General features: G+C 40.9%; 14 protein-coding genes. 5 read left to right on the top strand and 9 right to left on the bottom strand.

The genetic code is table 11. The features are described 5' to 3' along the window. Positions 1-28: 28 nt before the first annotated feature. From lpxK to serC, 8 genes are all read right to left on the bottom strand, one after another. Positions 29-1,009, bottom strand: a complete 981-nt coding sequence (lpxK, locus tag ABLA85_RS07615; protein WP_367962801.1) for a tetraacyldisaccharide 4'-kinase — start codon at positions 1,007-1,009, stop codon at positions 29-31. Then, the gene (gene msbA, locus ABLA85_RS07610; protein ID WP_367962855.1) at positions 1,006-2,754 is read right to left on the bottom strand and encodes a lipid A ABC transporter ATP-binding protein/permease MsbA; all 1,749 of its coding nucleotides are present in this window, start codon (positions 2,752-2,754) and stop codon (positions 1,006-1,008) included. The genes lpxK and msbA overlap by 4 nt, the downstream gene beginning before the upstream one ends. 35 nt (positions 2,755-2,789) lie before the next feature. Next, a complete protein-coding gene (locus tag ABLA85_RS07605) occupies positions 2,790-5,192 on the bottom strand; it encodes a ComEC family protein (RefSeq protein WP_367962800.1) in 2,403 nt (800 codons plus the stop codon). Positions 5,193-5,432: 240 nt separating this feature from the next. Continuing rightward, positions 5,433-5,723 (bottom strand): integration host factor subunit beta, encoded by a 291-nt coding sequence (gene ihfB / locus ABLA85_RS07600; RefSeq protein ID WP_086953639.1) that lies wholly within the window; start codon positions 5,721-5,723, stop codon positions 5,433-5,435. Between the two features lie 74 nt (positions 5,724-5,797). Next, positions 5,798-7,471, bottom strand: a complete 1,674-nt coding sequence (gene rpsA, locus ABLA85_RS07595; protein ID WP_047678930.1) for a 30S ribosomal protein S1 — start codon at positions 7,469-7,471, stop codon at positions 5,798-5,800. Positions 7,472-7,665: 194 nt separating this feature from the next. Next, positions 7,666-8,352, bottom strand: a complete 687-nt coding sequence (gene cmk, locus ABLA85_RS07590) for a (d)CMP kinase (RefSeq protein ID WP_367962799.1) — start codon at positions 8,350-8,352, stop codon at positions 7,666-7,668. 224 nt (positions 8,353-8,576) lie between these two features. Beyond that, positions 8,577-9,857: a 3-phosphoshikimate 1-carboxyvinyltransferase gene (gene aroA / locus ABLA85_RS07585; protein ID WP_367962797.1), complete on the bottom strand. Its 1,281-nt coding sequence runs from the start codon at positions 9,855-9,857 to the stop codon at positions 8,577-8,579. A 99-nt stretch (positions 9,858-9,956) separates the two neighbouring features. Beyond that, positions 9,957-11,045 carry a 3-phosphoserine/phosphohydroxythreonine transaminase gene (serC, locus tag ABLA85_RS07580; RefSeq protein WP_367962796.1) on the bottom strand — a complete coding sequence of 363 codons (1,089 nt, stop codon included), beginning with the start codon at positions 11,043-11,045 and terminating at the stop codon, positions 9,957-9,959. 367 nt (positions 11,046-11,412) lie between these two features. Between serC and ABLA85_RS07575 the strand changes: the two genes are divergently transcribed. Next, positions 11,413-14,457, top strand: coding sequence for an amino acid adenylation domain-containing protein (locus tag ABLA85_RS07575; protein ID WP_367962794.1), 3,045 nt, complete (start codon positions 11,413-11,415; stop codon positions 14,455-14,457). A 66-nt stretch (positions 14,458-14,523) separates the two neighbouring features. On the opposite strand, the gene ansB is transcribed toward ABLA85_RS07575, so the two are convergent. Then, entirely contained in the window at positions 14,524-15,567 is a 1,044-nt protein-coding gene (gene ansB / locus ABLA85_RS07570) for an L-asparaginase 2 (protein ID WP_367962793.1), read from the bottom strand. A gap of 149 nt (positions 15,568-15,716) precedes the next feature. Between ansB and ycaO the strand changes: the two genes are divergently transcribed. From ycaO to pflA, 4 genes are all read left to right on the top strand, one after another. Beyond that, complete coding sequence (gene ycaO / locus ABLA85_RS07565; protein ID WP_367962792.1) at positions 15,717-17,486, top strand: 30S ribosomal protein S12 methylthiotransferase accessory factor YcaO; 1,770 nt, start codon at positions 15,717-15,719, stop codon at positions 17,484-17,486. Between the two features lie 328 nt (positions 17,487-17,814). After that, on the top strand, positions 17,815-18,666 hold the full coding sequence (focA, locus tag ABLA85_RS07560; protein ID WP_367962790.1) for a formate transporter FocA: 852 nt from the start codon (positions 17,815-17,817) through the stop codon (positions 18,664-18,666). 57 nt (positions 18,667-18,723) lie between these two features. Next, on the top strand, positions 18,724-21,006 hold the full coding sequence (pflB, locus tag ABLA85_RS07555; RefSeq protein WP_367962788.1) for a formate C-acetyltransferase: 2,283 nt from the start codon (positions 18,724-18,726) through the stop codon (positions 21,004-21,006). Between the two features lie 145 nt (positions 21,007-21,151). After that, positions 21,152-21,892 (top strand): pyruvate formate lyase 1-activating protein, encoded by a 741-nt coding sequence (gene pflA, locus ABLA85_RS07550; RefSeq protein ID WP_367962787.1) that lies wholly within the window; start codon positions 21,152-21,154, stop codon positions 21,890-21,892. The last annotated feature ends 173 nt before the right edge of the window (positions 21,893-22,065 follow it).

Here is a 22,065-nt window from a genome sequence, read left to right as displayed (position 1 = left end):
GCGATGCCTCACCGTTAACTCTGTTGTTTTATTCAGGGATCAAGGCACAAATATCACCTAGCATTTTTTCCCCTTGTTCCTCCGGTAAATAGGCAGAAACCGGTAAATACCACCAATTAGGCTGTGCAAACTGAGAACATTTAACAGCATCTTTTTCTGTCATCAACAAATTCTGATCATTATTAGCTAAAGCCAATAATTGTGCTTTCTCATAGAATTGATGGTCAGCAAAGGTATGAGTTGCTTGCAGATTTACACCCAGTTGCTGCAATGTAGCAAAAAAACGCGGTGGATGGCCAATTCCTGCCATCGCCACACCATTGGGAATATCACTGACTTTTCGGGATTCTCCTGTCCGCAGATTGACTGCAACTTCACCTTTTAATGTCATGGGCAGTTCACCTGTTTCTGGCATTCCTCCATTAACAATAATGGTATTGACGCTATTTAAGCGGCCTGAAAGTTCCCGCATCGGCCCTGCCGGCAACCAACAACCGTTACCAAAACGGCGAACTCCATCAATAACAACGACTTCATAATCACGCTGCAAAGCATAATGTTGAAGGCCATCGTCAGTGATAACAATATCAACGGGGAAATGCGCCAATAATTCTTTGACAGCATCAGCGCGTTTTGGAGCAACTACCACTGGCGCACCAGTACGACGCTGAATTAAAATCGGCTCATCTCCCGCTTGTGCGGTAGTCACTTCACCCGTTACCAGCAACGGGTAATGCCCAGATTTTCCGCCATAACCGCGAGAGACAACACCAACCCGGTAACCTTTCTGCTGTAATTGCTCAACTAACCAGATAACCACCGGTGTTTTACCATTACCTCCAGCGGTTAAGTTACCTACCACAACCACAGGAACAGGGGCTTTCCAGGAACGAAGCAATCCTGATTTGTAGCCTAACTTGCGCAAACCGATTATCAGCCCATAAAGGGCTGATAGTGGCAATAATAGGATGTAGAGCCTTGAACGGCCAAACCAAATGCGCTCAATCATTGGCCAAATTGCATCCGATATAACTGCGCATATGCACTTTCTTTCTCCAACAGAGTTGTATGGCTACCTCTTTCAATAATATTACCATCTTCAATGACAATAATTTCATCAGCATTTTCAATAGTAGAAAGACGGTGAGCAATTACCAGTGACGTTCTGTTTTTCTGTAATTCATCCAATGCTGCCTGAATGGCACGCTCAGATTCCGTATCCAGTGCCGAAGTAGCTTCGTCCAGAATCAAAATCGGAGAATCACGCAGTAAAGCACGGGCAATGGCAATACGTTGACGTTGTCCACCAGAAAGCAAGACACCATTTTCACCAATCATGGTATCAAGGCCATTATCTAATTTTTTGATAAAATCCATTGCATATGCCATCTCTGCCGCACGTTCAATTTCTGCACGATTGAACTGACCTTCACTGGCATAAGCAATGTTGTTAGCCACAGTATCATTGAACAAATGAACATTTTGCGATACCAACGCTATCTGGTTACGTAAAGAAGACAATGTATACTCACGCAAATCATGACCATCAAGCAAAATACCACCTTCGTTGACGTCATAAAAACGGGTAAGAAGATTGGCAATCGTTGATTTTCCTGAGCCAGAACGCCCAACCAAAGCAATGGTCTTGCCTGCCGGGATTGTCATGGAAATATTTTTCAGAGCGGGGTGATCTTTGGTTGGATAGCAGAAAGTAACATCATGGAATTCGATATCGCCTTTCGCTTTTTTAATTTCTAACTTACCTTCATCTTTTTCCTGCTCCATATCCAGAATCGCAAACAAAGTCTGACAAGCAGCCATACCACGCTGAAATTGTGCATTAACATTGGTCAGAGATTTCAGTGGACGCATTAAAGCGATCATAGATGAGAATACCACTGTAATCTTACCCGCTGTCAGTGCGCCCATAATTTCAGGAAAGCTGGCAGCATACAGGATAAATGCCAATGCAAATGAAGCGATAATCTGGATGATCGGGTCTGAGATGGAATCAGCGGAAACCATTTTCATTCCTTGCTGACGCATATGGTTACTGACTTTATTAAAACGTTCTGTTTCAACTTTCTGACCACCGAAGATCAAGACTTCTTTGTGCCCTTTCAGCATTTGTTCCGCACTCGTTGTCACCATTCCCATACTATTTTGCATGTTTTTACTAATACGGCGAAAACGTACAGACACAAGGCGGATAACACCCGCAACAATCGGAGCAATAACAATCAGAATTAAGGACAGTTCCCAACTGTAATAGAACATCAGGACAAACAGCCCGATAATTGATGCTCCTTCCCTGACAACTGTAACTAAAGCACCGGAAGAAGAAGAAGCAACCTGTTCTGAATCATAGGTAATACGAGAAAGTAATGTTCCCGTAGATTGTTGGTCAAAAAAGGAGACTGGCATGCCCATCATATGATTGAACAAACGACGGCGCATCTGCATGACGACTTTGCCGGATACCCAAGATATACAATAACTTGATACAAACCCAGATATGCCACGCAAAAGCATCAATCCAATGACCACCAATGGCATCCACTTCAATACACTCATGTCTGCCTTGCCAAACCCCTCATCCAGCAAAGGCTTTAACAAGGAAAGCATCAATGTATCGCCGGCAGCATTTATAACTAGCGCAACTGCCGCAACTAACAGCCCAACCTTAAATGGTGTGATGATCGGCCACAGGCGGCGAAAGGTCTGCCAGGTAGAAAGGTCTTTATCATTCATTATTGAGTTACCAAAACCAAAAGAAATAGCGGCTTATTCTACTCATGATTACCGCGAATACCAAACCACTGATGATACCACCGTGATATTAACTGCTGTCTATATCCCTCAAGTTTAATGTGATCGTAATAAATATAACCGGTGATCTGCCCTGAAAAAGTAGTACTATACCATTGAATTTTGGCATGTTTATAACGCTGTCTGACTTTCATTGAGGGGAGCTTCCAGGGACTATAACGTGCAACTGAAACCAAAGCATATTCTGGCTTGACTCTGTGTATAAATGCAGCGGTAGATGAAGTATTACTCCCATGATGAGGAACTTGTAAGAATGTTGCATTAAGGTTTTCCCTTTCAAGGCCCAGTAAACGATATTCTCCTTGTTTTTCCAAGTCCCCCGTTAACAACAAGCTATGTTTACCATCATCAATACGGATAACACAAGACTGATTATTACCCACATTTTCTGCTTTTTCCAAAGGCCAGATAACCTGAAAAGTTAATTCCTGCCATACCCATTTTTCACCACGAATACAGGGTAAGTGAGTATGACCAATAGAAGAACTTCTAATTTGAATATTTGGATATTTTTCACGCAGATATTCCACTCCTCCCGTGTGATCCAGATGATCATGGCTCAGAATAATCTGTTCAGGAGTTAACCGATGCCAACGCAAATAAGGCTGGATGACTTTTTCTGCCATACTTCCTGTTTCCCAACGGTTTCCTGTATCGAATAGAACCGCCTTTCCTCCTTTATCAATGATAACAGACAGACCATGCCCAACATCCAGCATTGAAAAACGCCATTGGAATTCATCACCACGTTTAAAATAACAGAGGGCAACTCCAACAGAAGCACACAACAACCCTGCATAGGATTTCCACCAACCAAGTCGCCACGCAATAACGAAAAACCAACAGGCAAAAGTAATGAAGAAAGGAATATGCCCTGTCTCAATCCATGAATGGGTAAGAACAGGCAGAGGTATTAACGCGAATGAGATAGTGTAATCAACTAATTGCCATAAAAATGGTTGAATAAGTTGGTGCAAAGGTAATATGGCGCTCAGCAATGCCAACATGATCAATGGAACTGTCAAAAAAGAGATTATCGGGACGGCCCATAAATTCGCAATCAATGAAGCAATATTAATTCCTTGAAAGAGCAAAAGCTGCAACGGTAATAACATTAGCATTATTCCCGATTGCATATGCAATCCACGTAGCCAACTCCACCGCCAACCATAACGAATTTTTTCAGGCAACGGCATCCAGTGAAACCAAAACAGCAACGCCATTACTGCAAAAAACGAAAGCCAAAAGCTATCAGAAAGGATAGCTAGTGGATCAAAAAGTAAAATCAGTGCAGCACTCCATAAAGCCCACTGCCATGAAAAACAAAAATAATTTCTGCATCGTAAATATATCCAAAGTGTCAACCCCAGCATTGCCCGAATTGCCGGGATCCCCCATCCAGAAAGCCAACCATATAACATTGCAGTCAACCATCCCATGAGGAGCGGGAAACGGAAGCCAATCCATTTTGCAGGGAAACAAAGCTGGACTCCTCTGGCAAAACCCCAACCAAATAAACTGGCTATTGTAATATGTAGCCCTGAAATCGCCATTAAATGCGCAATTCCTGTTTGTTGTAACAACAACCGGGTTTGTTTATCTAACCATGCTCTTTCACCAAACAGTAATGCCAAAGCAATACCAGCCTGTTTTAGAGATTGTATTTCAGGTGCCAGTTCATTGATGAGTTTTTGTCTGAAATTACAATTACCATTCAATAAATTCGCCTTGATGATTTTGCCATTAAGAGGTTGACGAATTGACAAGGCATATCGTTGGCTATCATAACTCCCTTGATTCAATTGGGCATGAACAGGCCTGAGTTTCACTGTAACCTGCCATTTCTGGCCTGCACATAAAGGTATTGAAGAATTCCATGATACTGACGCATAAAGTCCGGGAAAAATATATTTCCCGTCACTTTCAATCAATCTGACTCTATAACGTGTTTTCCCTTCTCTATCTGCTTCATTCAACGATGCACTATCAACTATAATGGTTGCTGAACGCGTTGTTTCACTGAAATATATTATTTGAGCCAAGATATTGTGACCATGCCAACTTCCCCATATCAATACCCATAATATCAGTGAAATAAAACGACTTATTTTATAGGGAATAAACCATAAAACCATTGCCACACCCGCTAAAGCGAGGAGTTCTGCCCATTGAGGTAATTCACCAAATAATAAAAGTGGAACTATTCCCAAGATAATAATTGCAGCAGCTTGGTTTAAGTTGATAATCGGTAAAAATTTTTGCCAAAAAGATCCCCGACAAAATAGCCTTCGACATATTTTCAAAAATAATTTTCGTAAAATAGATAAAAAAGCAGTAGAGAGAAACAAAATAGTCTGCTGCATCCATTTATGCCTCTGTATTGAAATTCCATTCACGCAGAGAAGACTATTTGATAATGTGTACTACCACCAGTCAGTTGAAATTTATTCTGAAAGTGTTTCGCAAATTAATTTCAGAAGAAGAGAGAGTTAACAGAAAAATGTGAAATACATCACAATAATTAAATAAATTTAATCAAAAAAAATGGTAAAAAAAGAACGGCACCCGAAGGTGCCGTAGCAATTAAGTAATAACTTCTATCTTTAGCTGTCGCTATAGATATTCACGCGGTCACGTAATTCTTTACCAGGTTTAAAGTGAGGAACGTACTTACCGTCCAGTTCGACTTTATCACCCGTTTTTGGATTACGACCCACACGCGGAGCTCGGTAGTGAAGAGAAAAGCTGCCGAACCCGCGAACTTCAATACGTTCACCGGAGGCCAATGTTTCTGCCATATGATCAAGCATTTCTTTCACTGCATCTTCAACGGCTTTAGCCGGCATATGAGATTGTTGCTCAGCAAGTCTTTCAATTAACTCAGACTTGGTCATGGTACCTCCCTAAACTACCGTATTCGGGTAATATTATCGTATCTGAAAATATTACCCGCCGTTATTGACTTAGATTATTCGCCTTTAGCTGCTTTGAAAGCTTCAGCCATTGCGTTGTTAGCAAAGTTCACATCTTCTTGCTTGTTCACAGAAGCGATAGCATCTTTTTCATCAGCTTCGTCTTTCGCACGAACAGACAGGTTGATTACGCGGTTTTTGCGGTCAACACCAACATATTTGGCTTCGATTTCATCGCCAACGTTCAGAACTTGAGTTGCATCTTCAACGCGGTCACGAGAAGCTTCTGATGCACGCAGGTAACCTTCAACGCCGTTAGCTAATTCAACTGTAGCACCTTTTGCGTCAACTGCAGTTACTTTACCATTAACAATAGTACCTTTCTTGTTTACAGACAGGTAGTTATTGAATGGATCTTCTGCCAGTTGCTTGATGCCCAGAGAGATACGCTCACGCTCTGCATCTACTTGCAGAACTACAGCAGCAATTTCGTCACCTTTTTTGTATTCACGAACTGCTTCTTCACCTGCAACGTTCCAGGAGATGTCAGACAGGTGAACCAAGCCGTCGATACCGCCGTCCAAACCGATGAAGATACCAAAATCAGTGATTGACTTGATTTTACCTTCAACACGGTCGTTTTTGTTGTGAGTTTCAGCAAATTGCTGCCAAGGGTTAGCTTTACACTGTTTCAGACCCAGGGAGATACGACGACGTTCTTCATCGATATCCAGAACCATAACTTCCACAACATCACCAACGTTAACAACTTTAGATGGGTGGATGTTTTTGTTAGTCCAATCCATTTCTGAAACGTGTACCAGACCTTCAACGCCTTCTTCGATTTCAACGAAGCAGCCGTAGTCAGTCAGGTTAGTTACGCGACCAGTCAGTTTAGTACTTTCTGGATAACGTTTAGCGATTGCTACCCATGGATCTTCACCCAATTGTTTCAGACCCAGAGATACGCGAGTACGCTCACGATCGAACTTCAGTACCTTAACTGTGATTTCATCGCCCACATTGACGATTTCGCTTGGGTGTTTAACACGTTTCCAAGCCATATCAGTAATGTGCAGCAGGCCATCAACACCGCCCAAATCAACGAATGCACCGTAGTCAGTCAGGTTCTTAACGATACCTTTAACTTCCATGCCTTCTTGCAGGTTTTCCAGCAACTGATCACGCTCTGCGCTGTTTTCAGATTCGATAACCGCACGACGGGAAACAACTACGTTATTGCGTTTTTGATCCAGCTTGATGACTTTGAACTCAAGCTCTTTGCCTTCAAGGTGAGCAGTATCACGAACTGGACGAACGTCAACCAGTGAACCTGGCAGGAACGCACGGATACCGTTCAGTTCTACAGTGAAGCCGCCTTTTACTTTACCGTTGATAATACCAGTAACAGTTTCAGCTTCTTCGTATGCTTTTTCCAGCATCAGCCATGCTTCGTGACGTTTCGCTTTTTCACGGGACAGGATAGTTTCACCGAAACCATCTTCTACCGCATCCAGAGCTACGTCAATTTCATCGCCAACCTGGATTTCCAGCTCGCCCTGAGCATTTTTGAATTGCTCTACAGGAATAGCAGATTCTGATTTCAGACCTGCGTCAACCAATACAACGTCTTTATCGATAGCAACGACAACGCCACGTACGATTGCACCTGGACGAGTTTCGATAGCCTGTAGGGATTCTTCAAAGAGTTGAGCAAAAGATTCTGTCATTTTAATGATCTTCAAGGTTTTAAATTAACGTCCATCTAGCATCCGGCCGAATGGGGTTGTTTTACATACCCCGCAACATTCCTTGTTACAAGGTGTTTTGGTATGCCAGTATATTTCACTACCCACATACCAGAATTCTATATACATCGTCTTGATATGCAGTTGCAATAGTATAATATGCGAAAAGAAGTAATCTAAACAGGTAATGTTAACGTATTTCTCACATAACTCAGAGCCTTAGCGATCACTTCTTCAATAGACATATTAGTCGAATTTAAGATCAATGCATTCTGTGCAGGCACTAGTGGTGCAACTGCCCGATTGCGGTCACGGAAATCCCGCTCTTGTATCTCAGACAAAAGGTTTTCAAAGTTAACACTAAAACCTTTTTCCTGCAACTGCAACATACGCCTGCGAGCGCGTTCTTCCGCACTGGCATCAAGAAAAATCTTTACTGGTGCATCAGGAAAGACGACCGTTCCCATATCACGACCATCAGCAATCAAGCCCGGAGCAACACGAAAAGCCCGTTGCCGACGTAGCAATGCTTCGCGGACACGCGGGAATGTTGCCGCCTGAGAAGCAGTGTTACCTACAGTTTCTGTACGGATTTCATTACTGACATCTTCACCTTCAAGAATCACTCTGAGCTTGCCATTTGCAGGAACAAAACGAACATCCAGATTTGCAGCCAGAGGAACCAGTGAATCTTCAGACCGGATATTCACTTGATGGTGGATGGCAGCTAGTGCCAGCACACGATAAATGGCGCCTGAATCAAGCAATTGCCAATCCAATGCTTCAGCCAGTGCCTGACATAATGTTCCCTTACCTGCACCACTTGGCCCGTCAACGGTGATTACTGGGGCTATTGCTGTCATTCATTTTCCTCCTTTTTGGCTTTGCATAGCGCTTTCAGCATTGCTTTCCGACATAACAAACGGATTAATTACGAATGCAAAAAATTGCTCAATTAGCAATCAGTAAAAATATGCCTTATTATACCTACTCGGAAGGTGAGTGGAATAAATACATCATAATTAATCAACGAATTTCGCCATGAATATATACTCTTTATTTCAGCTACCACGATACGGCTCGAAATCTATTGGGTATAACTGATGGATTTAAGTTGTTTGAAATAATCGGGGAATGTTTTCGCTGTACAGCCAGGATCAAGAATAGTCACTGGGGTATCCGAAAAAGCAACCAATGAAAAACACATCGCAACGCGGTGATCATTATAGGTTTCAATTTCAGCAAACTTCAGTTTTTCCGGTGGAACAATGCGTATGTAATCATGCCCTTCTTCTACTTTAGCACCAACTTTACGTAGCTCAGTCGCCATAGCATTAAGACGATCAGTTTCTTTTACCCGCCAGTTATAAATATTACGAATAGTGGTTTCACCTTTGGCGAATAGTGCAGTTGTCGCGATAGTCATAGCAGCATCAGGAATCGCATTCATATCCATATCGATGCCAATCAATGCGCCACGTTCGCATTCTACAAAATCATTGCCCCAACGTATGGTCGCACCCATTTTCTCCAACACATTTGCGAACTTCGTATCACCCTGCAAGCTATTTTTACCAATACCTGTAACGCGAACTGTGCCACCTTTAATCGCAGCAGCGGCAAGAAAATAAGATGCAGATGAAGCATCACCTTCAACCAGATAATGCCCCGGTGACTGGTATTGCTGTTGTCCCTTAACACGAAAAACTTGATATTGTTTGTTTTCCACTGCCACACCAAAACTGTTCATCAATGCCAGTGTAATATCGATATAAGGTTTAGAAACCAGATCTCCTTGAATATGAATTTCGGTGTCATTCAACGCCAAAGGTGCTGCCATCAATAAAGCGGTCAGAAATTGACTGGAAACACTGCCATCTACAACAATTTTTCCACCAAGAAAACCGCCTTTGATACGCAACGGAGGATAATTTTCTTGTTCAAGATAATCTACTTGAGCCCCGCCTTGACGTAAGGCATCCACTAAATGACCAATGGGACGTTCTTTCATTCGTGGTTCACCCGTCAGAATAACATCGTTATGTCCCAAACATAATGCAGCAGCCAGTGGGCGCATCGCTGTTCCTGCATTCCCCAAGAATAGTTCCACATTTTTACCAGTTATAATTCCGCCAATGCCATCCACTTCACAGGCAGTTCTGTCATCTGACAAACGATAGGAAATACCCAATTCTGTCAATGCATTAAGCATATGGTAAATATCATCACTATCTAATAAATTGGTCAGATAAGTCGTCCCTTTGGCAAAGGCCGCAAGTAATAATGCACGGTTGGAAACACTTTTGGAACCGGGTAAATTAATAGTTCCATTAATGCAGGATATAGGTTGTAACGTCAGGGATTGCATAAACGGCGGGCTCTCCGATTGGTAACATACTGTATTTTTAATTGATGAGATAGATTCATATCGGGAGGTTTTAGTCCTCCCGATCCGATAATAAAATGATTATGCGTTGCGACGCTCAAAATCTGCCATAAATTCGACCAATGCCTGGACACCTTCATATGGCATCGCGTTATAGATTGAAGCTCTGGCTCCCCCGGCGACTTTATGCCCTTTCAAAGCATGTAATCCTTGTGAATAGGCTTCTTCCAGAAATTTGCCATCCAGAGCCGGATTTGCCAACTGGAATGGCACATTCATGATAGAGCGGTTTTGCGGTGCGACACGGTTGATATACAGGTTACTGTTATCAATAGCCTGATACAGGCTTTCAGCTTTTGCATAATTCCGTTTTTTGATCTCCTGCAAACCACCTTGTTCTTTCAACCACTTGAATACCATACCAGAGAGATACCATGCAAATGTTGGCGGCGTGTTATACATAGAGTCATACTTAGCCTGTACGGTATAGTCCAGAATGGAAGGGGTGTGCTGATGCGCTTTACCCAACAAATCTCCACGGATAATCACGACCGTAATCCCTGCCGGCCCGATATTTTTCTGAGCACCTGCATAAATGACACCATAACGGCTCACATCAATGGGTGCAGAAAGAATGGTTGAAGAATAATCGGCAACTACAATCTTATCATCGCCAAAATCCGGCTCTTCAAAAATGGCAATGCCATCAATAGTTTCATTAGGGCAATAATGAACATAAGCAGCATCCCGATTTAAAACCCATTCACTCATGGGCTTCACACTTTTAATGCCATCTGTTTCAGTTAGAATATTAATGACATTAGGTGTACAATATTTTTCTGCATCTTTAGCCGCACTTTCAGCCCAATAACCGCCAACGATATAATCTGCTGACGTTTTATTGCCAAGTAAATTCAATGGCAATGCTGAAAACTGGCCTCGGGCACCACCATGGCAAAATAGCACCTTATAATTATCAGGTATCGATAATAAATCCCGGAAATCTTTTTCTGCTTCAACCGCAACAGAGATAAATTCTTTGCTGCGATGACTGATCTCCATAACCGACGTTCCCAGTCCATGCCAGTTGCAAAGTTCTTGTTCAGCACGACGTAATACTTCTGCTGGCAACATAGCTGGGCCAGCACTGAAATTATATACCTGACTCATTAACCTACCCTATCATTATGGATACAATAAAAATCGGACGTACTGGTTTTATCACTCCCGCTGTGCCTCTGCAATGGTTATTACCAGATTCTTTTAACTTGCGGTTAGGCCATGCTGCTTGTAAGATATTAATCCACCCAATAAAAAACTAATTACCTCCGATTAATAATTAATTCAGTTTTCATTATTTGGATTCATATCATTTAATAAAAACATGAATATCAAATTATGTGTAATACATTTCAAAGCCATTCAGCGTAAATTATTTATCAACTATTGATACAGTAAAGAAAATAACAAACCTCCTGATATATAAATAAAGAAAAGCTCTTAATTATTTGCGAAAGGAATAACAAGGATTCATACAATGATAAATACCACTCCCTATAATTTCGAAAGTAAATCAATATCTCCTACTGACTGTGATTTGATTAATCTTCTTATACAAAAAACCTCAGAAAACCCTGACCACCATGCAATAATTACAGAAGAACGGACAATCAGTTACCGAGAATTAATCTATCAAGCACGATCATTAGCATTTCACTTATATAATCTGGGTGTGAAATATGAAACTCCCGTCGCTATTTTATTGGAACCAGGAATTGAACAAATCATTAGTCAAGTTGCCATTCTAATGGTAGGTGGAAGTTGTGTTCCTCTCGATCCTGCCGTGCCTGATAACAGGTTATGCTTTATGTTACAAGACTTACAAATAAATCTGACATTAACAACTCATCAATATCAAGATCGCACCTTACCAACCGATTTCGTTATTATTAATCAAGATATACTGGAAGTTTCAAAGACTGAAGATCTTCCTAATATTCATAGAGGGAAAAACCATCGCTCCCATATTTTATTCACTTCTGGAACGACAGGAACTCCTAAAGCAGTTGAAATTGAAGCTCGCGGTATTCTACGCTTCGTTGTTAATCCTACTGGTATCAATTTAACTGCTACTGATATAATAGCCTCTGTTTGTAATACTACATTTGATGTTTATCTATTCGAAATCTGGGTAACTTTATTAAATGGAGCTTCAATAGTTATTATTCCAAGAAAAATAATTATTGATCCTTATTTATTTAAAACCACATTAGAAAAGTTCTCTGTGAGCTGTCTGATTATGACGGCCACTTTATTCCACTTAACTGCTCAAACATATCCTCAAGCATTTCGTCAATTACGTTACCTTCTCATAGGTGGTGAAACACTCAATTCACATATTTTACGCCAAGTTTTACAATTTAACCCTCCCCAACATTTCATAAACTGCTATGGTCCCACTGAAAGTACCATCATGGCCCTAAACTATGAAGCCACGTTAGACGAATTAACAGAAGACAATGTACCAATAGGAAGGCCAATTGCTAATGCCGATATCTATATTTTGGATGACCAGCAACAACCTGTTGCGCCAAATCAAATAGGTGAGATATATCTTGCAGGCGAGGGGTTAGCCCGTGGTTATTGGAATCGTCCAGAAATTAATGCTGAACGTTTCATGATGGTTGACATTGGGAAAAATAACCAATTGAAAAGAATATATAAAACCGGTGATTTAGGCTGGCAACGTTCTGATGGTGTTTATATGTATGCAGGACGGATAGATAATCAGATAAAAATACGCGGACACCGTGTCGAAATTGAAGAAGTAGAAACTCAACTACTGAAAAGTCAACTACTACAATCAGCAGCTGTATGCGTAGTAAAAAAAGAGAATTCAGAACCCTACTCAATTGCCTTTATCGTTCCTAAAGAACCGGAGACTTTCTCCAAACAAACACTTACTCAATGGGTGAGTCATTATTTACCTAATTATATGCTTCCCCGGCTTATCGTTGTTGAACATATTCCTCTTACCCAAAATGGTAAAATGGATAGAGCTCGTTTGCTAGAAGAATATTCGAAGAATCAAAAACAACAATTTCTGTCTCAACTAAATACTAAAATGAGCGAAGAGGAATTGATCGTTTTAAATATTTGGAGTCAAGTCTTAGATAATTACGATATTACGTTAGATAGCGATTTTTTTCAGTCAGGAGGTAATTCAATACAAGCTGCCAGACTTATTATTGATATCGGGAATAAGATGCAGAGACGTTTACCTGTTCAGCTCTTATATGATTCACCCACGCCAAGAAAACTAGCAACAAGTCTACAACAAAACAAGAACGAGCCTACTGATATATGTGCTGTTATGCTTAAAGATAGCCAACTTCCTTCCGATATCCAGCCGTTATCTCAACCACTTCAACCATGGCTGGATTCAAACTCAGGGCGAGTATTATTAACCGGTGCAACGGGATTCCTAGGCGCATTTCTCCTACGTGACCTTTTGTTACAAACTGAAATTAATAAAGTCACTTGCCTGGTACGTGCACATAATAATGAGGCTGCCCTGCTGAAAGTTAAGGAAAACCTGAATCAATATGGTCTATGGAAAGAAGAATTTCTCTCACGATTGCAAGTTATTGCCAGTGATATTGCAAAACCTCAATTTGCCCTGAGCCAACAAATTTATGAAAATCTATCTACAGAATGTGATGTTATTTTTCATTTAGCCGCGCATGTAAATTATTCTCAGCCTTATTCTATACATTACTCTAGCAATATTTTGGGAACACTAAATGTATTACGCTTTGCTGTCAGTAAGAAAATAAAACCTCTACACTATATGTCCACTATTGCTGTTTTTGGTCCCGTCGGGCTTTTCTCTACTGTACCCAGAATATATGAAGATGACGATATAACATCCTACTTGCCTGGCTTAAAATATGATTCAGGATATACACAAAGTCAGTGGGTTGTTGAACAGATAATATGGCAGGCCAGAGACAGAGGAATACCTCTTGCGGTCTATCGCCCTGGTTTTATCGTGGGAGATAGTTTGACTGGAGCAAGTAATCCCAACGATTTTATCTCCAGATTGGTCAAAGGCTGTATAATGATCAAGGCTTATCCACTACTCGCTAATCAACGAAAAGAATTCGTTCCAGTTAATTATGTCAGCCAACTCCTACTTGATATCTCTCGCAATAATCGCAACCTGGGAAAAGCTTATCACTTGGTTTCACCTGATAATAAGCAATCTGTCGATTTAGAACCATTTTTTGAATTACTTAATCAGTGTGGTTATCATCTCAAAGGCATGCATTATTCTGAGTGGCTAAAAAAATTAGAAACAGATCAAAAGCTGATAGACAGCCCTCTGCTACCATTACTGCCCATGTTATCTGAAAAAGTTTATGGTGAGCTTACACGATGGGAGGTGTACGAAAATATGCCGGCATATGATGCAAAAAATACAGAATCAGCACTAGAGACATCCGTTATATATACACCAATGGATAGTGATCTTCTAAAACGTTATCTTAATTACTGGAAAAAAACAGGTTTTTTGTCATAGCGTAGAGTTTATATTTTATACAATACAGAAAGACGTTTTTAAACGTCTTTCTGCCTGGATCAGGAATTAATATTTAGAAAACATTTCCTGAATTTTTACTGGATCAGACGTTTCAGTCAGAGCCAGTTGCAGAAGAACACGTGCTTTCTGCGGGTTCAAACGTTCTGATGCAACAAAACCATATTTGCTGTCATTAACTTCAGCATTCTGAGTAGTGTAACCGAAAGGAATACGGCTAGAGCGAACAACGACAACGCCATCTTTAGCTGCTTGAGCCAGTGTGTCCAAAATGGATTTATAGATATTACCGTTACCTACGCCCGCACTGATAATTCCTTTATAACCATTTTCCACAAATGCTTTTGCTGGCAGATCAGAAGCATTCGAGTAGTTATAAACGATACCTACTTTTGGCAATTCGTTTAATTTGCTGACATCAAAAACAGCTTTATCAGCTCTTACTGGTGCAACAGAATAGTAGTTGACTTTACCGTTATGAATAAAACCCTGTGACCCCGCATTTACTGCCTGGAATGCCTGAACTTCAGTGGTGCTCAATTTACTGATGTCACGACCATGAATAACAGAGTCATTCATAGCTAACAAGACACCACGGTTTGCGGAATTTTTATCTGCTGCTACAGCTACTGCATTATAGAGGTTCAATGGACCGTCAGCACCCAGAGCTGTGGATGGACGCATTGCACCAACCATTACAATTGGTTTACGGCACTGAGTAGTCAGATCAAGGAAGTAAGCGGTTTCTTCCATAGTGTCAGTACCGTGAGTGATTACAAAACCATCAGTTTTATCACAATCAGCATTGATTTTTTTCGCCAGAGTCAGCCAAACTTGATCGTTCATGTCCTGTGAACCAATGCTAACAACCTGCTCCCCTTTCAGATCAGCAATATTTTTGATAGCAGGAACAGCATTCAGCAATGAATCAATACCGACTTTACCCGCAGTATAACTAGACTGAGTTGCAGATTCACCACCCCCAGCGATTGTGCCACCCGTTGCCAACACAGTAATATTTGGCAAAGCAAACGCAGAACCACTGACTAAAGCCAAAAAACTGGCCATTGCTGTTTTTTTGATCTTTTTCATTATTCAACCTCTTGTAAAAAAAACTATTTTAGTATGTATAAGAGAAATAAATAAACTCTAATTAACAATAATTTTTGGAATTAAATAGAGGAGACAAAAAAAACGCCGTATGATATGCAATTCTTAATAGAAACCGAAGTGAATAAACGATGACGCAAACCTATATCCCAGGCAAAGATGCCGCACTGGAAGATTCAATTAATAAATTCCAACATAAACTGAACTCTCTCGGCTTTAATATTGAAGAAGCCTCATGGCTAAATCCTGTTCCGAATGTCTGGTCAGTGCATATCCGCGATCGCGATTGTCCATTGTGTTTTACTAACGGCAAGGGAGCCAGTAAAAAAGCAGCATTAGCCTCTGCATTAGGTGAATACTTTGAGCGTCTATCAACAAATTATTTTTTCGCTGATTTCTATCTTGGAAATACGATTGCCAAAAGCGAATTTGTTCATTATCCAAACGAAAAGTGGTTCCCGCTGCCGGAAGATGATTCCTTGCCAGAAGGTATCCTGGACGAACATTTACACCGTTTTTACAATCCTGCCAACGAACTTTGTGGCAGCCAGTTGATTGATTTGCAATCCAGTAATGAAGAACGTGGGATCTGCGCATTACCATTCACGCGTCAGTCCGATAACAAAACCGTCTATATTCCAATGAATATCGTTGGGAATCTGTATGTTTCAAACGGTATGTCGGCAGGTAATACCGTAAATGAAGCTCGTGTTCAGGGGCTATCCGAAGTATTCGAACGTTATGTGAAAAACCGCATTATTGCAGAATGCATTAGTTTGCCTGAAATTCCACAAGTTGTGATGGCTCGCTACCCCGGTATTGTTGCATCAGTCAATAAATTGCAGGAAGAAGGTTTCCCACTCTATTGCTATGATGCTTCTCTGGGCGGTCAATTCCCGGTGATCTGCGTTGTATTGTTCAACCCCAATAACGGCACATGCTTTGCCTCTTTTGGTGCTCACCCTGATTTCGGTGTTGCGTTAGAACGTACCGTAACAGAACTTTTACAAGGCCGCAGTCTGAAAGATCTTGATGTCTTTACACCACCAAGTTTCGATGATGAAGAAGTTTCTGAACACACAAATCTGGAAACTCACTTTATTGATTCAAGCGGTGCAATTAGTTGGGATTTGTTCAAACAAGATGCTGATTATGAATTTGCCGACTGGGATTTTAGCGGTACAACAGAAGAAGAATTCGCAACCTTAATGGGCATTTTCAATTCGCTTGATGCAGAAGTTTATATTGCTGATTATGAACATCTCAGTGTTTATGCCTGCCGCATTCTAGTGCCGGGTATGTCAGATATTTACCCGGTTGAAGATCTGTACATTGCCAATAATACGATGGGAACTCACTTGCGTGACACGATTCTGTCCTTGCCGGATAGCCAGTGGCAACCGGAAGAATACCTTGCCTTCCTCGAACAAATAGATGAAGAAGGGCTGGATGATTTTACCCGTGTTCGTGAATTATTAGGAATTGCAGCAGGAAAAGATAACGGCTGGAGCAACTTGCGTATTGGTGAGCTGAAATCCATGTTGGCACTGGCAGGTAATGATCTGGAGCAGGCTCTGATATGGGTTGAATGGACACAAGATTTCAATTCTTCTGTCTTTACAGCAGAAAGGGCAAATTATTATCGCTGCCTGCATACCCTATTATTGCTTACCCAAGACGAAGATCGTGATCCAGACCAATATCATCAGGCCTTTGTCAAAATGTACGGTCAGAAAGCGGTAGATGCTGCATCTTCAGCCATTGATGGTAAAAACTGTTTCTACGGATTATGGTCTGTCGATGCAGAATTAAAAGCATTACCAGCCCATCAGGCATTATTGAATGCTTATGAAAAATTACAAAAAGCCAAACGGGATTTTTGGATAAATAAGCAGGAATAAACAACCTGTTAAATTAAAGTTATTTTTGGCCAAAATTAAAACTCAGGTTAAATTACATTTATTTTCAAATAACAAATAAATGACAATTTAACCTGTTATTTCACTTTTTCTGTATTTTTCTCAAAACCCTTCAATATTAAATATTTTTATAATTTTTAAAAAATATTTAATATATAAAAATTAACAAATTAACCCCAATAAAGGCTATTTTAACAGCTATAATTCACCAGAATTTCTATTTAACATGATCCATATCAAATTTAGGTCAATGCCCGTTTGTTACTATCATCACGTGCTATAATTAACTAAGAATAAAGTGAGTGTTAGTATGAAAACTGACAACCCTTTTAATTTATATTCACCTGCTGTAATGGCACAAATTGCTGATGATAACGGTGTATATAAAGTCAATAAACATCTCGCAGTAACTTATTTATCAGCAATCATGGCTGGTGTATTTATTTCCATCGCTTTCGTCTTTTATATTACGGCTACAACAGGAACTTTTTCTATTCCTTATGGTTTAGCTAAATTGATCGGTGGCATCTGTTTCTCCCTGGGTTTAATGTTAATAATAATATTTGGTGTCGATCTCTTCACTTCCACAGTATTAACTATTGTTTCAAAAGCAACAGGCCGTATTACCTGGTCACAAATGCTCAAAAACTGGATTAACGTTTATATCGGTAATCTGATTGGCGCTTTATTTTTTGTCACTTTAATGTGGCATTCAGGCCAACATACCGCCGCCAGTGGTTTCTGGGGCCTGAACGTATTACAGGTAGCCGATCATAAAATGCATCATACCTTTATTGAGGCACTATGCTTAGGCATTTTAGCTAATCTGATGGTATGCCTTGCTGTCTGGATGAGTTATGCAGGCCGCAGTCTTATTGATAAATTATTTGCATTAATTCTGCCCATTAGCATGTTCGTCGCAAGCGGCTTTGAACACAGCATTGCTAACATGTTTCTGATCCCTTTTGGAATTGTTATTAAAGAATTCGCCCCCGCTGAATTCTGGGAAAAAATAGGAACAACACCGGAGCAATTTCCCCAACTGACAGTCTCAAATTTTATTACTGATAACCTGCTACCAGTTACGATTGGTAACATCATTGGTGGTTCAATATTGGTTGGGTTGACTTATTGGTTCATTTATTTACGTGGTAGCCGCTGACATTAATTTGCTTCCACACCAAATTTCCAAGTTCTACGGTTAAAAGGTAAAAGTATCATGTCCGAGTTAAATGAAAAATTCTTTGTAGCATGGCAAGGCTTTAACAAAGGTAGCTGGCAGAATGAAGTCAATGTTCGTGACTTTATTCAGAAAAACTACACGCCATATGAAGGTGATGAATCATTTCTTGCAGGCGCCACAAAAGCGACAGATATTTTGTGGGAAATGGTCATGGAAGGTATCAAAATCGAAAACCGCACTCATGCTCCGGTTGATTTTGATACTCACGTTGCGTCTACAATTACCTCTCATGATGCTGGTTATATTGAAAAAGATCTGGAACAAATCGTTGGTCTGCAAACTGAAGCGCCACTGAAACGTGCCATTATTCCATTTGGTGGGATTAAAATGGTTGAAGGCTCTTGCAAAGCATACAACCGAGAGCTGGATCCGAAACTGAAACAAATTTTTACTGAATATCGTAAAACCCACAATCAGGGGGTATTCGATGTTTATACACCTGATATTCTGAAATGCCGTAAATCCGGTGTACTAACTGGTTTACCTGACGCTTATGGGCGCGGTCGTATTATTGGTGATTATCGTCGTGTTGCACTATACGGTATTGATTTCCTGCGTGATGAAAAGTATGCACAATTCACCTCATTGCAGGAAAAATTGGAAAATGGCGAAGATCTGGAAGCAACTATTCGCCTGCGGGAAGAGATTTCAGAACAACACCATGCTCTTGGTCAAATTAAAGAAATGGCTGCTAAATATGGCTACGATATTTCCGGCCCTGCGACCACAGCCAGGGAAGCTGTACAGTGGACTTATTTTGCCTATCTGGCTGCTGTAAAATCTCAAAATGGTGCTGCAATGTCTTTCGGCCGTGTATCCAGCTTTCTGGATATCTACATTGAGCGTGACCTGCAAGCGGACAAATTGACTGAACAAGAAGCGCAAGAGCTGATCGACCATCTGGTGATGAAACTGCGTATGGTTCGTTTCCTGCGTACTCCAGAATACGATGAGTTGTTCTCCGGTGACCCGATTTGGGCTACTGAATCAATAGCTGGCATGGGTCTGGATGGCCGTACCCTTGTTACCAAAAACAGTTACCGTTTCCTGAATACGCTGTACACAATGGGGTCATCTCCGGAGCCCAATATGACCATTTTGTGGTCTGAAAAATTACCAGCCAACTTTAAAAAATACGCAGCAAAAGTGTCTATCGATACTTCATCCTTACAGTATGAAAATGATGATCTGATGCGTCCCGATTTCAACAGTGATGATTACGCCATTGCATGTTGCGTCAGCCCAATGGTTGTTGGTAAACAAATGCAGTTCTTTGGTGCCCGTGCAAATCTGGCGAAAACCATGTTGTATGCGATCAATGGTGGTGTAGATGAAAAACTGAAAATGCAAGTTGGCCCGAAAGAAGCCCCTATGAAAGATGACGTTTTGGATTACGACAAAGTCATTGAACGCATGGATCACTTTATGGACTGGCTGGCAAAACAGTATGTTACAGCGCTGAATATCATCCACTACATGCATGATAAATACAGCTATGAAGCTGCCTTAATGGCACTGCATGATCGGGATGTTCATCGTACTATGGCATGTGGTATCGCAGGTTTGTCTGTGGCGGCAGACTCTCTGTCCGCGATCAAATATGCAAAAGTATCACCAATCCGTGATGAAAATGGCCTGGCGATTGATTTCAAAATCGAAGGCGAATATCCCCAGTTTGGTAATAATGATACTCGTGTTGATGATATTGCCTGCGATTTGGTTGAACGTTTCATGAAGAAAATTCAGAAATTGCAGACTTATCGTAACGCAGTACCAACTCAGTCTGTACTAACCATTACCTCTAACGTTGTTTATGGTAAAAAAACTGGTAACACACCTGATGGCCGTTGCGCAGGTGCTCCATTTGGACCGGGCGCTAACCCGATGCACGGTCGTGACCAAAAAGGCGCAGTGGCTTCACTGACCTCAGTTGCTAAACTACCCTTTGCTTACGCGAAGGATGGTATCTCTTATACCTTCTCCATCGTACCTAATGCTCTGGGTAAAAATGACGAAGCACGCAAAACGAATCTGGCTGCTCTGTTGGATGGCTACTTCCATCATGAAACCGATATTGAAGGTGGTCAACATCTAAACGTTAACGTAATGAATCGTGAAATGTTAATGGATGCAATGGAAAATCCTGAAAAATATCCTCAGTTAACAATCCGTGTATCTGGTTATGCGGTACGCTTCAATTCTCTGACTAAAGAGCAGCAACAGGATGTAATTACGCGCACATTTACGCAAACAATGTAAATATTTATTTGTATTAGTCGCATCGTGTTACTTCAAAAATGCCATAATTTTCTCATTGAACAAAATGGCATGCACTTCAAGGCCCCTGTACAATCGGGGGCCTTTACTCTCTCAGCATCCAATCAGTTTTTGGAGAAACCCTTTCATGTCCGTACTTGGTCGTATCCACTCTTTTGAATCCTGCGGAACCATTGATGGCCCTGGTATCCGTTTTATCGCGTTTTTCCAAGGCTGCCTGATGCGTTGTCTTTATTGCCATAATCGTGATACATGGGATACGCACTGCGGCAAAACGGTAACTGTCGAAGAACTTATCAAGGAAGTAACAACTTATCGTCATTTTATGAATGCCTCAGGCGGCGGAGTCACAGCATCAGGTGGAGAAGCAATCCTTCAAGCTGAGTTTGTCCGTGATTGGTTCAGAGCTTGCCATGCAGAAGGTATTCACACTTGTTTAGATACCAATGGCTTTGTTCGCCGCTATGAACCAGTAATTGATGAGCTGCTGGATGATACCGATTTAGTGATGCTGGATCTAAAACAACTTGACGATGATATTCACCGAGAGCTGGTCGGTGTTTCCAATCACCGAACGCTCGAATTTGCCCATTATCTGGCAAAACGTAATCAAAAAACATGGATCCGCTATGTTGTTGTACCCGGATGGTCAGATGATGATAAATCTGTCCACATGTTGGGAGAATTCACCAGGGATATGAAGAACATCGAGAAAATTGAATTATTGCCTTATCATGAGCTTGGAAAGCATAAATGGATTGCCATGGGGGAAAAATACAAACTGAAAGAGGTAAAACCCCCTTCTCATGAGACCATGGAGCGCGTGCAACGAATCCTGACTAATTACGGACATCATGTAATTTATTGAATCCAATATTCTTCAACCGCCTTAAAAGAAATCGTCACAAATAGCAACTGGTTCAATAATAAATTGCAGCCAGTTTTGCGCTAAAAAATCATTTTATCATTTAAATATTGTGCAAATTTAAACCCGATGTTTTTATCAGACAACGTTCTATAATATTAATTCGGTGTTCAAAT

The sequence above is a fragment of the Xenorhabdus sp. SGI246 genome, from assembly GCF_040838225.1.
Lineage (GTDB): Bacteria > Pseudomonadota > Gammaproteobacteria > Enterobacterales > Enterobacteriaceae > Xenorhabdus > Xenorhabdus indica.
This window is presented reverse-complemented; position numbering and strand designations above follow the sequence as displayed.

Coding starts and splice junctions, on each gene's coding strand:
- ansB (WP_367962793.1), bottom strand. CDS start 15,567: ATGAAAAAGATCAAAAAAACAGCAATGGCCAGTTTTTTGGCTTTAGTC.
- cmk (WP_367962799.1), bottom strand. CDS start 8,352: ATGACAGCAATAGCCCCAGTAATCACCGTTGACGGGCCAAGTGGTGCA.
- pflA (WP_367962787.1), top strand. CDS start 21,152: ATGTCCGTACTTGGTCGTATCCACTCTTTTGAATCCTGCGGAACCATT.
- ihfB (WP_086953639.1), bottom strand. CDS start 5,723: ATGACCAAGTCTGAGTTAATTGAAAGACTTGCTGAGCAACAATCTCAT.
- focA (WP_367962790.1), top strand. CDS start 17,815: ATGAAAACTGACAACCCTTTTAATTTATATTCACCTGCTGTAATGGCA.
- pflB (WP_367962788.1), top strand. CDS start 18,724: ATGTCCGAGTTAAATGAAAAATTCTTTGTAGCATGGCAAGGCTTTAAC.
- ABLA85_RS07605 (WP_367962800.1), bottom strand. CDS start 5,192: ATGCAGCAGACTATTTTGTTTCTCTCTACTGCTTTTTTATCTATTTTA.
- serC (WP_367962796.1), bottom strand. CDS start 11,045: ATGAGTCAGGTATATAATTTCAGTGCTGGCCCAGCTATGTTGCCAGCA.
- ABLA85_RS07575 (WP_367962794.1), top strand. CDS start 11,413: ATGATAAATACCACTCCCTATAATTTCGAAAGTAAATCAATATCTCCT.
- lpxK (WP_367962801.1), bottom strand. CDS start 1,009: ATGATTGAGCGCATTTGGTTTGGCCGTTCAAGGCTCTACATCCTATTA.
- ycaO (WP_367962792.1), top strand. CDS start 15,717: ATGACGCAAACCTATATCCCAGGCAAAGATGCCGCACTGGAAGATTCA.
- rpsA (WP_047678930.1), bottom strand. CDS start 7,471: ATGACAGAATCTTTTGCTCAACTCTTTGAAGAATCCCTACAGGCTATC.
- aroA (WP_367962797.1), bottom strand. CDS start 9,857: ATGCAATCCCTGACGTTACAACCTATATCCTGCATTAATGGAACTATT.